The organism is Bacillus sp. FDAARGOS_1420 (assembly GCF_019344915.1).
Taxonomy (GTDB): Bacteria; Bacillota; Bacilli; order Bacillales; family Bacillaceae_G; genus Bacillus_A; species Bacillus_A mycoides.
The window spans coordinates 154,813-168,423 of record NZ_JAHWJB010000001.1 but is presented as its reverse complement, the minus strand read 5'-3'; the positions used below and the strand labels follow the sequence as shown (position 1 = coordinate 168,423).

General features: G+C 36.2%; 14 protein-coding genes and 1 pseudogene. 7 read left to right on the top strand and 8 right to left on the bottom strand.

Translation table 11 applies throughout. The annotated features are described in order from the left end of the window. Positions 1–26 precede the first annotated feature (26 nt). The 3 genes from I6L50_RS01045 (at position 27) to I6L50_RS01035 (ending at position 2,098) form a co-directional block, all read left to right on the top strand. Positions 27–1,319, top strand: a complete 1,293-nt coding sequence (locus I6L50_RS01045) for an NCS2 family permease (RefSeq protein ID WP_002029772.1) — start codon at positions 27–29, stop codon at positions 1,317–1,319. Between the two features lie 139 nt (positions 1,320–1,458). Further along, positions 1,459–1,659: a helix-turn-helix transcriptional regulator gene (locus I6L50_RS01040; RefSeq protein ID WP_002204406.1), complete on the top strand. Its 201-nt coding sequence runs from the start codon at positions 1,459–1,461 to the stop codon at positions 1,657–1,659. A gap of 4 nt (positions 1,660–1,663) precedes the next feature. Beyond that, a complete protein-coding gene (locus I6L50_RS01035) occupies positions 1,664–2,098 on the top strand; it encodes a hypothetical protein (protein ID WP_219300045.1) in 435 nt (144 codons plus the stop codon). A 33-nt stretch (positions 2,099–2,131) separates the two neighbouring features. Here the strand turns inward: I6L50_RS01035 and I6L50_RS01030 are convergent, their stop codons facing one another. The 8 genes and pseudogenes from I6L50_RS01030 to I6L50_RS00995 form a co-directional block, all read right to left on the bottom strand. Beyond that, a complete protein-coding gene (locus tag I6L50_RS01030) occupies positions 2,132–2,569 on the bottom strand; it encodes a GNAT family N-acetyltransferase (RefSeq protein WP_219300043.1) in 438 nt (145 codons plus the stop codon). A 14-nt stretch (positions 2,570–2,583) separates the two neighbouring features. Next, positions 2,584–2,841, bottom strand: a complete 258-nt coding sequence (locus tag I6L50_RS01025; protein ID WP_002010596.1) for a DUF4022 family protein — start codon at positions 2,839–2,841, stop codon at positions 2,584–2,586. Positions 2,842–2,893: 52 nt separating this feature from the next. Continuing rightward, positions 2,894–4,723, bottom strand: coding sequence for a monovalent cation:proton antiporter family protein (locus I6L50_RS01020; protein WP_219300041.1), 1,830 nt, complete (start codon positions 4,721–4,723; stop codon positions 2,894–2,896). A 268-nt stretch (positions 4,724–4,991) separates the two neighbouring features. Beyond that, on the bottom strand, positions 4,992–5,303 hold the full coding sequence (gene qoxD, locus I6L50_RS01015; RefSeq protein ID WP_219300039.1) for a cytochrome aa3 quinol oxidase subunit IV: 312 nt from the start codon (positions 5,301–5,303) through the stop codon (positions 4,992–4,994). Beyond that, complete coding sequence (qoxC, locus tag I6L50_RS01010; RefSeq protein ID WP_002029841.1) at positions 5,304–5,906, bottom strand: cytochrome aa3 quinol oxidase subunit III; 603 nt, start codon at positions 5,904–5,906, stop codon at positions 5,304–5,306. It abuts the gene before it with no gap. A gap of 13 nt (positions 5,907–5,919) precedes the next feature. Beyond that, complete coding sequence (qoxB, locus tag I6L50_RS01005) at positions 5,920–7,854, bottom strand: cytochrome aa3 quinol oxidase subunit I (protein WP_002063826.1); 1,935 nt, start codon at positions 7,852–7,854, stop codon at positions 5,920–5,922. Positions 7,855–7,887: 33 nt separating this feature from the next. After that, positions 7,888–8,763 (bottom strand): cytochrome aa3 quinol oxidase subunit II, encoded by an 876-nt coding sequence (locus I6L50_RS01000; protein ID WP_002010605.1) that lies wholly within the window; start codon positions 8,761–8,763, stop codon positions 7,888–7,890. Between the two features lie 282 nt (positions 8,764–9,045). Further along, positions 9,046–9,265 (bottom strand): annotated as a pseudogene (locus I6L50_RS00995) (amino acid permease); the annotation flags it as partial. 407 nt (positions 9,266–9,672) lie between these two features. On the opposite strand from I6L50_RS00995, the gene I6L50_RS00990 reads away from it, so the two are divergent. The 4 genes from I6L50_RS00990 to I6L50_RS00975 all read left to right on the top strand — a co-directional run bounded on the left by I6L50_RS00990 (position 9,673) and on the right by I6L50_RS00975 (position 13,510). Beyond that, the gene (locus I6L50_RS00990; protein WP_033708611.1) at positions 9,673–10,383 is read left to right on the top strand and encodes a C39 family peptidase; all 711 of its coding nucleotides are present in this window, start codon (positions 9,673–9,675) and stop codon (positions 10,381–10,383) included. Positions 10,384–10,666: 283 nt separating this feature from the next. Then, on the top strand, positions 10,667–11,842 hold the full coding sequence (locus I6L50_RS00985) for an amidohydrolase (RefSeq protein ID WP_113937935.1): 1,176 nt from the start codon (positions 10,667–10,669) through the stop codon (positions 11,840–11,842). 1 nt (position 11,843) lies between these two features. Then, on the top strand, positions 11,844–12,041 hold the full coding sequence (locus I6L50_RS00980; protein ID WP_219300037.1) for a DUF3311 domain-containing protein: 198 nt from the start codon (positions 11,844–11,846) through the stop codon (positions 12,039–12,041). After that, positions 12,038–13,510, top strand: coding sequence for a sodium:solute symporter family protein (locus I6L50_RS00975; RefSeq protein ID WP_219300035.1), 1,473 nt, complete (start codon positions 12,038–12,040; stop codon positions 13,508–13,510). The genes I6L50_RS00980 and I6L50_RS00975 overlap by 4 nt, the downstream gene beginning before the upstream one ends. Positions 13,511–13,611 lie beyond the last annotated feature (101 nt).

Genomic DNA, 13,611 nt, shown 5'->3' with positions numbered 1-13,611 from the left:
TTCAGGTGTAGGAAGGGTACATAGCCATGTTTCAATTACAAAAATATAACACTTCTGTGAAGCAAGAGCTTTTAGCGGGCATCACAACTTTTTTTACATTTGCGTATATTCTTGTCATCAATCCGAAAATATTATCTGATGCAGGTGTACCATTTGATCAAGCGTTTACGGCAACTATTATTGCGACAGTTATTGGGACGCTATGTATGGCGTTTTTAGCTAACTATCCAATTGTTATTGCTCCAGCTATGGGGATGAATGCATATTTTGCTTATTCTGTCGTTCAACAGGCAGAGGGGATTACGTATGTCATTGCGTTTTCGGCAGTATTTGTAACAGGTATCATTTTTCTTTTATTATCTTTCACTTCATTTAGGCAAAAGCTAATTATCGCAATTCCTGACAGTTTAAAACATGCAATTGCAGGCGGAATTGGACTATTTATTGCTTTTATTGGATTACGTCTATCTGGAATTATCGTGGATCATCCATCTAACTTAGTTACGATTGGTGATTTTCATTCTCCAGCCGTTATTTTAACTTTAATTGGTTTAATTTTAGCGGCAGTATTAATGGTATTACGTGTGAGTGGTGCATTATTTATTAGTATGATTGTAACAGGAATTATCGCCTTCTTTACGGGGCAACTGAAGTTTGAGGATAAAATTGTAGCGATGCCTCATTTACCAGAGGGTATTATCGTTTCAAATCCAATCAATGCTTTTTCAGATGTAATTCAGTATGGATTATATGGTGTTGTATTTTCATTTTTACTTGTACTTTTATTTGATACGACAGGTGCATTACTCGGTTTAATTAAACAAGCTGGTTTAATTACAGATAATACAGAGAAACGTTTTGGCAAAGCGTTTATTGCAGATGCGATTGGCGGAACGACAGGTTCTATCTTCGGAACAAGCCCAACAGCAGCAACGATTGAATCGTCAGCTGGTATTGCTGCAGGTGGTAAAACTGGATTAACAGGTATTGTAGTTGTTGGTCTAACGATTATAACGGCATTTTTCAGCCCTGTTATCGCGTCTTTATCAAGTGTAGCTGCTATTACAGCTCCTTCATTAATTATTGTAGGTAGTTTAATGGCACAAAGCATTCGTGATATTAATTGGAATGAATTTGAAGATGCATTACCAGCATTTTTAATTTTCGTTGGTATTCCGTTAACGTCTAGTATTGCAAATGGAATTGCAATTGGATTTTTAGTGTATCCAGTATTAAAAATTGTGAAGGGGAAAGGGATGGAAGTACATCCGTTACTATATTTATTTACAATTTTATTTGGATGTCATTTATTCTTATAGTATAGAGATAGGAAAGGGGGCTTCTTATGAGGGGCTCCTTTTTTGTGTATAATAAAGTGAAAAAAACAAATCAATTACGTAAAATATAAATTACTTAATGGAATATATATGTTACTATAAAGGTAGAGGAGGAACATGAATGGCTGTAAGTAAAATAAAAGTCGCGCGTGTTCAGTTAGATTTAACACAGCAACAATTAGCAGAAAAAGTAGGCGTTACAAGGCAAACGATTAGTTTAATTGAGAAGGGGAAATACAACCCGTCTTTAGATTTATGTTTGAAAATTTGTTATGTGGTAGATAAAACATTGAATGATTTGTTTTGGGAGGAAAAGGAGTGATAGGGTGAAAATCATGAAAGATGAACGTTTAATGATCGAGGGGTTAAAACATGTTAGATTGGCTTTCATCTTACAAAATATCGTAATACTAAGTATTGTTTTTTACCGCTATGTCTTGCAAGGGGCAGGATATGAAAGTGTTTCGGATTTATTAATGGTATTTATGGGCGGGATAATAGTTATTAACTTTTTAAACTTAAAAAATTCGGTGGAAGTGTATGAACATACAGGGGGAGTATCCCGTAGTTATTTCATGAAACTATTATTAATTCCAGTAGGGATTGTTATTGGACTGTTAGCTATTTGTATCATTGTAACACCGGATATTTCAATGAAGGAAATTAGTATAACAGGACTTATTATGTTTGCTTGTTTTTTAGTTCCTAGTTTGTTTATATACATATATATGAAAAAAATAAAAAGTGAAAATGAAATATAAGAAAAGCTTTCTGCAATATGCAGAAAGCTTTTCTTATATTTCTTTATACATTACTTTATGTAGTCCTATTGGATCAATCTCGAAGATTTCACCATGCTCATGGAAGCCTAATCGTTTGTAATAATCCGCTACGGTAATTCGGGCATTACACCATAGAATATTTGCTTCGCGTTCTTGGAGGACTTGTTCAGCTTTACGGGTTAAGGAGCTGCCAGCATGCTGGTTTCGGAAATTAGGTAATGTTGCCATTCCTCGTAGACGATAGTGGGTACCAGCTTGTAAATCAGGATGTATTTCTTTAGAGAAAGAGGCGATACTAACAAGTTCATCATATAAAAATGCACCTAAATGAAAGGCGTCTGTTTCGTAATCTGAATCGTATTTACAATCTTCTAATGATTGATTGGGACGCAAAACCTTTTGACGTAATAAGTATGTTTCAGATGCATCAATATGTTTCACTGTAATCATAATATCATCCTTTCTTATAAGCCTTTTTCTATAAGTTGTAAGAAGAAATATGCGGGTGCAACGAGAAGTCCTAGTATGCTAGCTGTTCCGAGAAGGAGTGAAATTAAGAGACAAAAGTACTTAATTCCATTCGATTTTTTCCATCCATAACTACAAATTTCAATGCTAATACCGATGAGAATAATGGCGACGAGTACTTCTGCTAATAATAAGAGAGCTAAAGTTGAAATAGACATAATGTGATTCATCCCCATAATATGTGATAGTAACATTTTACCATATGAAATTGAAAAAAATGCCCCTCATTTATGTGAGGGACATTTTCTATTCTAATATGTTTTTCATTGTATCAATATGTTCTTTTGAACCCGTTACAAGTAAAGTATCGCCATGCTGTAACTTCGTATCACCATGTGGTATTAATGCTTTATTACCACGGTAAATTTGAATGACAAGTACATCACCTAGAAACGGAAGGCGACGAAGTGCTAAGCCATTATATTTATTACTTCGTAGTTCAACCTCACGCACCGTTTCATTTGCTGTTGTAATCAAGCGAACGAGACTCGGTTTATCAATAAGTGCACGTAATAAAATACGTGTAGAGTTAATAGTCGAGAATACAGCGATATGTTCTTGAGTCGCTTTTTCTTGTAGAAGGGGATCTTCTACACTTGCGATGACGTGTTCAACACCTAATTCTTTTGCATGTTCTGCTAATAATAAGTTTTGTTCATCATCACTTGTCGCAACAACAACACGGTCTGCTTCGAAAGCTTGTTGCTCCATTAAAGATTGAATAGTAATCTCATCTAATTTTACAATAGGGAAGTCATGAGATTTCGCTTCCTCATCATTTATTTTATTTTGACGTATCATATATAGTGTCACGTCATAATCTTCACGTTTTAAATCAAGTGATAACGGAAGGGTAATTCTGCTTGCACCAATAATAGATACTTTCGGTTTTGGTGTTTCGACTTTTGGAAACATCTTTTTAAATAATATAGGTGCAAAAATACAAGTAATAACTGCACTTAAAATAAGAGATGCTGATAAACTTGGGCTAATGATGCCTAGCTTTTCACCGATTTGTGCAGCCGCGATAACTAAAGAAAGTGTTGATGTTAACAAAATAGCACTTCCGAGTACGATATTGCGTGGGTACCATTTTCGTAAGACGAGTGATGGCAACAGTTTTGAAATAAAGAGTCCCACAATTAGAATTGGGATCATTAGCATACTAGAAGGCTCGTTAAAAATAGACCATACTTCTAGATTTACACCAACCATTACGAAGAAAATAGGAATGAAGAAGCCATATCCGATGGAATCAAGTTTTTCAACCATATCTTCATTTGGTGATAATAAAGATACGAGTACACCTGCTAAAAAGGCTCCCAAAATATTTTCTGCCCCAACAGATTCAGATAATCCAACTAATATTAAGATGAGTGCAAAAACAGCTCGTGTATCAATTTGTACACTACCGGCTTTTAAGCTTTCTAGGTATGGAATATTTTTAAAACGTCTTGCGACAAAGTAAATTACAATACCAGCACCGAATAGAAGAAGTAGAAGCCACATGCTTTGGCCACTTTCGGAATTTAATCCGACGAATACAGCGAGTAAAATCATTGTAACTAAGTCTGCAATAACAGCGACTAATAAAATGATTTGCCCGATTGCGGTTTTTCCTAAGTTATTTTCTTTCAATGTTGGTACGACAACACCTAAAGAAATAGTTGAAATAATTAAAGTCATGAACATTGCATTGTCTACGAATCCTAGCCATACGAATATTAATGATAGGGCATAAGATAAAATGAAAATAAACAAGAAGATAATGCTTGCTGCTTGGAATGTGTTCGGTTCGTTTGTCGTATTCTTTTTCCCTTTTTGTTTAAAGATCGAAAAGTCAATTTCTAAACCACTTAAAAACATTAGGAAGATAAATCCTAGTGTTGATAAGACTTGAAGCCACATGTCTGGCTCAATGATGTTAAATCCACTTTTACCTACAAAGATTCCTGCGATGATTTCTGCAACAACGATAGGAAGTGCGTTTAATTTAAAGCGCTGTAACAAAAGGGGAACGAAAAACGCGATTGCGACGACAACCATAAGTGATAGAACAGAAGAATGATGTTCCATTGCGTTCTCTCCCTTCAAATAAATATAGTAACTATTTAGCCATATAATAGGAAGAAAAGCAACGGATATGGTTTCGATTTCATAAAGAAAGAGTTTTCTTAACATTTGTCATAATAAGTATATTTTTCATGATTTTGTTGTTAATTCCGTAATGTGGATGTAATAGGGGAGGGGATAAAGTGAAACTTTAATCAGTGGGGGTCTTACTGCTCGTTAATAGGGGATAAAAAAAGACTGCTGAGGAATCCCAGCAGTCTTTTCATGCAAATTACATTGAGAAGAAGATCCATACAGTAAGACTAACTGTTGCAGTTGCAACGAAGAAACTGTATATCATTGTAAGAACTTGAATTCTTCCTTCTCCTTCTTTTAAGTGCATGAACATAATTAATTGTAATAACGCTTGCGCAACTGCCATTATGATGATAGTTGTTAATATCGTTGAAAGTGGCAGGTTTGTGTAAAGTGCCACGTATAACGCTAGAAACGTTAGTGCAAGCGATAAAATAAATCCGAAAACGTGTGACCATGGGAATCCGCTATGCCCATGCTCGTTTGCTTGGTTGTTATTTTGACCCATTTACGCCACCATCCCGTTCAAGTAAACTAGTGTGTAAATAAAGACCCAAACAAGATCAAGGAAATGCCAGTATAAGCTGATAATAAATACTTTACGAGCTGTAACTGGTGTTAAACCTCGTTTTAAAATTTGGATAATAACACAAGTTGCCCAGATGATACCACCTGTTACGTGGGCACCATGCGTTCCAAGAAGAACGAAGAATGCCGATAAGAAAGCACTTGTTTGAATCGTTGCACCTTCACCAACGTACAAAATGAATTCTTCAATTTCAAAGAATAGGAAGCCTGCACCTAAAAGTAAAGTCAGGATAAACCAAGCTAACATTCCTTTTTGATTGTGTTTACGCATTTCGTGAATTGCGATCCCACATGTAAAGCTACTTGTTAAAAGTAACAGTGTTTGAATTAAAAGTGTTTTAACTTCAAACAATTGCGCTGGTGTTGGGCCATCAGCCGTACGACCAGCAAGGACTAGATAAGAGGCGAAAAGTGTTGCGAACAGCATAATTTCAGCCCCAAGAAAAATCCAGAATCCTAGGATATTCAATCTACTTTGCTCGGATTGATATTCCAAAGGTAAGCTTTTATCTAAAGCCGCCATGTCATTTCACCTCTCATGCTATATGTTCTGTTTCTTTAATTTCATCAACGCTTACGTAGTAGCCATCATCATAATCGAATGAACGATAGATTAAGCAACCTAAAATACCAATACCACCGATTGCTGCAATCCAGAACCAGCTAAATACTAATGCAAAACCTGCAAGACCGAAGAATAAAGACGCAATAATAGGCACACCAGAATTACTTGGCATGTGAATTGGTTTTAATTCATCTGCTGTTGGTGTAATTGTTTCTCCACGTTTTTTCATGAACCAGAAAGCATCAGCTTCTTTAATTTCAGGAAGTTTCGCGAAGTTGTAATGTTGTACAGGAGATTGAGTTGCCCATTCAAGTGTACGGCCGTCCCATGGATCTCCAGTTGTGTCACGCTCACCGTGACGTGCACTCCAAATTACGTTATAGCAAAGGATTAGGAAGCCAATAGCCATCATTACAGCACCAACAGATGCGATTTGGTTTAGCCAGCCCCATCCAAGACTTTCAGAGTAAGTGTACATACGACGAGTCATACCGTCTAAACCTAAGAAGTACATTGGGAAGAAACAGATGTTAAATCCGCTCATAAAGATCCAGAATGTCCATTTACCTAGGCGTTCATTTAACATATGACCTGTCATTTTTGGATACCAGTATGTGAATCCAGCAAGCATAGCGAATACTGTACCTGCGATTAATACGTAGTGGAAGTGAGCAATTAGGAAGTAGCTGTTATGGTATTGATAATCAGCTGCTGCCATTCCAAGCATAACCCCTGTAACTCCACCAACTACGAAGTTTGGAATAAATGCCAATGACCAAAGCATTGGAACTGTAAAACGAATACGTCCTTTATACAGTGTAAACAACCAGTTAAAGATCTTAACACCGGTTGGAATCGAAATCGCCATTGTCGAAATCGAGAAGAATGAGTTAACCGCTGGACCTGCACCCATAGTGAAGAAATGGTGAAGCCATACGACGAAACTTAGTAAAGAAATTGCAACCATCGAGTACACCATCGCACTGTAACCGAATAGACGTTTACGTGAGAATGTACTAATGATTTCAGAGAAAATACCGAATGCCGGTAAAATAACAATATATACTTCAGGGTGACCCCATACCCAGAATAGGTTGGCCCATAACATTGGCATACCGCCGCTCGCCATCGTAAAGAAGTGAGCATCGAATAGACGGTCAAATGTCATTAATGCAAGAGCAACTGTTAATACTGGGAAAGCGAAAATAATGATAATTGTTGTAATTAAGATTGACCAAGTAAACATTGGCATTCTCATTAATTTCATACCAGGTGTACGCATTTTTAAGATAGTAACAAGGAAGTTAATACCGGTCATTAGCGTACCGAGACCTGAAATCTGTAATGCAATTGCGTAGTAGTTATTTCCTACACCAGAAGTAAACTCTGTACCTGCCATTGGGAAGTAAGAAGTCCACCCAGCGTCTGGAGAACCACCGATTACGAAAGCGATGTTGAATAACATTGCTCCGACAAAGAATAACCAGAAACTTAAAGCATTTAAGAACGGATATGCAACGTCACGAGCACCAATTTGTAATGGTACTACAAGGTTCATTAATCCCATAACGAATGGCATTGCCATGAAAAGAATCATTACCGTACCATGTGTTGTAAAGATTCCGTTATAGTGTTCAGCGTTTAAATAAGTTGTTTCCGGGAATGTTAACTGGGCACGAATCATTAAACCATCCATACCACCACGGAATAACATTATAACGGCAGAGATAATATACATGGTCCCTATTTTTTTATGGTCAACAGTTGTCAACCACTCATCCCAAAGCCATCTCCATTTTTTGTACTTTGTTAGTACGAAAAGAATCGCTAATGTCACAAGAACGATAGAAGCGTCAGCTCCGTAAATAATCGGGTCACCTGTGACAAAAAATTCATCAAGCTTCACTGTGTTCACTCCAATCTGTTGGAATAATAGCTATTATTTTTTGTTTTTGTAGTAGTTGTAATCACAATATTCAAGTGATTTTGGATCTACATAACTTAAGTGGTGACTAGAGAACGTCATACGCCCCACTACACCAGGTTTAATAATTTCGTTGTATTTCTTTTCTGATAATTTAGGGGCAGTTTCTTGTACTTCTTTTACCCACTTATCATATTTCTCTTTAGTTTTTGCTTCAACTTCGAATTCCATGTGAGTAAATCCTTCACCAGAGAAGTTCGAGCTACGACCTAGGTAAGAACCTGGTTTGTCAGCTTGTAAATATAAGTCCATGATCATGCCATCCATTGTATACTTCATACCACCAAGTTCTGGTACCCAGAAAGCATTCATTGGACCTACAGAAGTCAGTTTAAATTGAATTGGTACACCAGCTGGGATGTTTAAATAGTTAACGGTTTCAATTTTTTCCTCCGGGTAACTAAATAACCATTTCCAGTTTGCAGATGTAACATAAATTTCAACTGGTTTAATATGTTTGGACTCTTGCGGAACCTCTTCCGAAGCATAAGTTGCTTTAACTGTTGGAATCGATAATGCGATAACGATAATAACAGGAATAATTGTCCAAATGATTTCTAATAATGTGTTACCATGTTGATCAGGTGGCTCATAGTCCATATTCTCTGGTTTTTCACGATAACGAATCAAGATGACTGTAAACAAGATGAATACAATTGCGATAATTAATGACATAAGCAAGAATGACCAAACAATTAAATCATACTGTGCTTTTGCAACAGGTCCTTGCGGATTTAATACTGCGAGTTTTTTATCACAGCCACCGAGGAACAGAAGTAATGATAACGGAAGAAGCGAAGCCAACTTCCAAAATGCTTTCTTTAGTTGCACGATTGAAAATCTCCTTTCTCCTTGGATTGAAACTATGCCAATAAAACAATATAAACCTATTAATTTATAGATGGCAATAGTTTTTGTTATATTGTTAAAAAATAGACACAAATGCACGCTTTTTAAGGTGAATATCATTTGTAACTTGATAACATTGTAAACTATTTTCCAAATAAAAACGTAATTGTGAGAATTTTAAGATAAATAAAGTTATACCAACATACCCAATAAATAGAAAAAAATTATCTTATCATAAGGAAAATTACTGAATTTTTAATATATTCAGTTTGTTACCTGAGTTATATTTCCTTTTTGCTCAAATGTGACAACTTTCCGAAACTTTAACTCGGTATAAAATGTAACAAATGATCATAAATGGAACCCCGCAATAAAGAGCAATTCTCTGATCTGGAATGAAAGCTAAACTAACAAATGTAAGGAAATTGAGTGAGAAAGCTACGATTGGAACTATTGGATAAAGTGGTGTGCGGTATTTTAATTCTGCTTGTTCTACTTGTTGATTCATATGTCCCTCCCCCCATATTTTTTTGTATGTTTTAACTAGATTTTATTCGGTGCTTTTAATCATTAGTGGGGGTGAAAAACATACTTGGTTTATTTTGTTGTGAACTGAGTATGTAAAGGAAAAACTAACTATGACTAAATACCTTAGAATGTTTATTAACCTAGTGAAGGAAACGTGATTCTTTCACTAGGTTAATAATTTTGTTTTCTAGTAAAAAATTCTGAAAAATTATATTTTTTCTTTCTATTTCAAACAATCGGAATTTTAAAAAGGTATTTGTGAATAATAATTCACAGAATCTTTCTAGCAAACTAGTAAGAAGAAAGGTACAATGATAGGAGTTGTGCCTTTAAAATAATTGATATAATGGAGTTTGGTTTATGATGAAAAAGTTAAAATATATTTTTATTTTCGGTATTATATTTGCTGTCGTGTTCTTTTTCGAGAAAGATAAAATTATGAAAAAGGCACAAGAATTTCGGTTAGACCTTTTCTCTGAGATGAAAGAAAGTGCAATGATTACAGAGGTTCCGTTTATTAGACAGTTACCTGAATTACCTAGAGGTTGTGAAGTGACAAGTTTAACTATGCTACTACAACATAAAGGTGTACAAGTAGATAAGATGCAACTTGCTAGTGAAATTCATCGCGTTCCATTTAAACAAGATGGTTTGCATGGAAATCCGTATGAGGGATTCGTTGGAAATATTTACACGAAAGCTGAGCCGGGATACGGTGTATATAATCAACCGATTTTTAATTTAGCAGAAAAGTATGTTCCTGAAAAAGTAATTAATTTAACGGGTAGAGACGTGCAAGATCTATATAAAGTAATTAGTTCTGGTTCTCCAGTATGGGTAATTATTAATACAACGTTTAAACCATTAGCCGAAAGTAGTTTTGAAACATGGAATACGAGTTCAGGTGAAGTGAAAATTACATATTATGAGCATAGTGTTGTAGTAATTGGATATGATCAAAACTTTGTATACGTAAATGATCCTCTTGCAAACAATCCACGAAAAGCTGTTCCTCGTGCTGAATTTGAAAAGGCATGGGAGCAAATGGGGAAACAAGCAATTACTATTTTATAAAATGAAACTATAATCAGTGGGGGTTTTGTTCATCCCCCACTGATTATCAGCCCTCACCAATCGGGCGTTTACGGGCAGTTAATCTCCCACCTAACTTCTTTGCTCCAGCCGAATTTTGAGGTGGGAGTTTTACTGCCCACAAATAGCGGGATAAAATGAAAAGTCATCTTGAGATGGCTTTTTCTTTTTGAATATTCGTTATAGAAAATTCTGAAAATTCTTTCAGAAGTTAACGATTCACGCTATAATAACATTTAACTTGGTAAAGAAGGGGAGAAGAGAAATGGATGTCGCAAAGGAACTTGTTTTATCAAAGAATCAGTTGATTGAGTGGAGAAGGCATTTTCATAAGTATCCAGAGTTATCTTTTCAAGAAGAAAAAACATCTCAATTTGTATTCGACATACTTCGGGAAATCCCGTATTTAGAAGTCTCAAGGCCTACTAAATATAGTGTAATGGCAAGGTTAATTGGTAGGCAGCCTGGTAAAACTATCGCGGTTCGTGCTGATATGGATGCTCTTCCTATTCATGAAGAAAATAAGTTTGATTTTATTTCTATATATCCAGGTGTGATGCATGCGTGTGGTCACGATGGTCACATGGCAATATTGCTTGGTGTAGTACATAAGTTGGTAGAGGAAAGAGAGAAAGTTAAAGGAGAGATTCGCTTTTTATTTCAACATGCAGAAGAAAACTTTCCGGGCGGTGCAGAGGAAATGGTCGCAGCGGGAGTGATGACAGGTGTGGATTATATTATTGGTGCTCATCTTTGGGCGTCATTAGAGGTTGGAAAAGTAGGTGTAATTTATGGTCCTGCGATGGCGGCGCCGGACGTTTTTAAAATTACGATAGAGGGAAAAGGTGGGCATGCTGGAATTCCGCATGAAACAGTTGATAGTATCGCCATTGGTGCGCAAGTAGTTTCGCAAATTCAGCAAATTGTATCTCGCCTCACGAATCCGTTAGATTCTCTCGTAGTATCTGTTACACAATTTCATTCTGGGACAACTCATAATGTTATCCCGGAACAAGCGGAGATTGAAGGGACAGTGAGAAGTTTAAGGCATGAATTAAGAGAAGAAACAAAGAAGAAGCTTGAAAGGATTGTAAAACATATTACAGAATCCTACGGTGCTAAGTATACATTTTCTTATGAATATGGATATCGCCCAGTTGTGAACGATTATGAAGTTACAGAGCTTATTGAACATACAGCATTACAGCTTTATGGAAGAGAAAGGGTTGTTCGTTTACAACCAACGATGGCAGGAGAAGATTTTTCAGCATTTTTACAAAAGGCACCAGGGACGTTCTTTTTTATAGGGGCAGGAAATGAAGAGAAGGGAATTGTATATCCGCATCATCACCCTCGTTTTACAATTGACGAAGACGCATTACCAATTGGAGTGGAAGTCTTTGTATCATCCATTATGAATTTTATAAGTAAAGGAGAATGAGATGAAGAAAATACACGTGCTAGCACTTATTCCAGTTCTTTGTTTAGTAGTTGGACCAGTATTTGCAAATTTGGTCACTCCTTACGTATGGGGGATGCCATTTTTATTATTTTGGGTACTATTATCAGTGCTCATTACGTCTCTTTGTATGGGTCTTGTGTACGTATTCGATCCTGCTAATAAGGGGGACGTAAAATGACTGCATTATTTATCATTATTATATTTTTGTTTCTCGCACTATTTTTAGGAATTCGGGCACAACATGGAAAAGATATGAATTTAGAACAATGGTCAGTTGGAGGAAGAGGATTTGGAACTATTTTCGTTTTTCTCCTTATGGCAGGGGAAATTTATACGACGTTCACATTTTTAGGAGGAAGTGGCTGGGCTTATAGTAAAGGAGCTCCTACATTTTATATTTTAGGGTATGGTGCATTAGCTTATATTTTATCGTATTTCTTATTGCCTCCAATTTGGAAGTATGCAAAAGAACATAACCTCATTTCACAATCAGATTTCTTTGCGAAGAAATACAGGAGTAAGACGCTTGGGGTAATTGTTTCAATTATTGGTGTTATTTCGATTATCCCGTATCTTGTTTTGCAATTAAAGGGATTAGGAATTATCGTTTCGGAAGCTTCCTATGGAAGAGTGACACCTGTTATTGCGGTATGGATTGGTGCTATTGTTATAACTATTTATGTAATGGTTTCAGGTATACATGGATCGGCTTGGACAGCTGCTTTGAAGGACATTATGATACTATTCATCGTTATGTTTTTAGGTATATATTTACCGTATCACTATTACGGAGGATTTCAACCGATGTTTGAAGCTGTAGAAGCTGCAAAACCGGGTTTTTTATCTTTACCTGAAAAGGGAATGAGTATTTCTTGGTTTGTTTCTACTATTATATTAACGGCTCTCGGTTTTTATATGTGGCCTCATACATTTGCCTCAGCTTTCTCAGCGAAAAGTGAAAAAGTATTTAGGAAAAATGCAGCAATTATGCCTCTCTATTCTTTAGTTTTGCTTTTTGTGTTCTTTGCAGGTTTTGCTGCTATCTTGCAAGTTCCAGGGTTAAAGGGAGCGGATGTAGATCTTTCATTATTCCGTCTGGCTCTTCAAACGTTTGATCCTTGGTTTATTGGGATTATTGGTAGTGCAGGAGTGTTAACGGCATTAGTTCCAGGTTCCATGCTTGTTATGGCGGCATCTACGTTGTTAGCAAAAAATATTTATCGAACAATGGTGCCATCTGCTTCAGATAGACAAGTTGCAAAAGTAGCTAAGTTATTTGTACCTGTTGTAACGCTTGTTGCAGTATTGTTTACATTTAAAGGGGGAGAAACGATAGGGGCTCTTCTTTTAATGGGATACAGTATAGTTACGCAACTTTTCCCTGCGCTTGTATGTAGTTTGTTTCCTCGTCAAATTATTACGAAACAAGGTGCGATTGCGGGGATGGGAATTGGGTTGTTAATTGTCGCATATATCACCTTATCTGGTTCTACTATAGCTACGATGTTCCCGGGTGTCCCGCAGTATATGAAAGATTTGAATGTAGGTATAGTCGCGTTGTTAGTTAACATTATTGTGATGTTTGTAGTTAGTGGATTCACAAGAAATGTATCTGTAAAGACCGACAATATAATAGTAGAAAAGTAATTCGTATGTTAGAGCTATCTTCGAAAAGAGATAGCTCTTTTTTGTATATATTTTCTTCTATTAGCGGAATCTAACTAAAAACTTGTTGAAAAGGAAGTTAG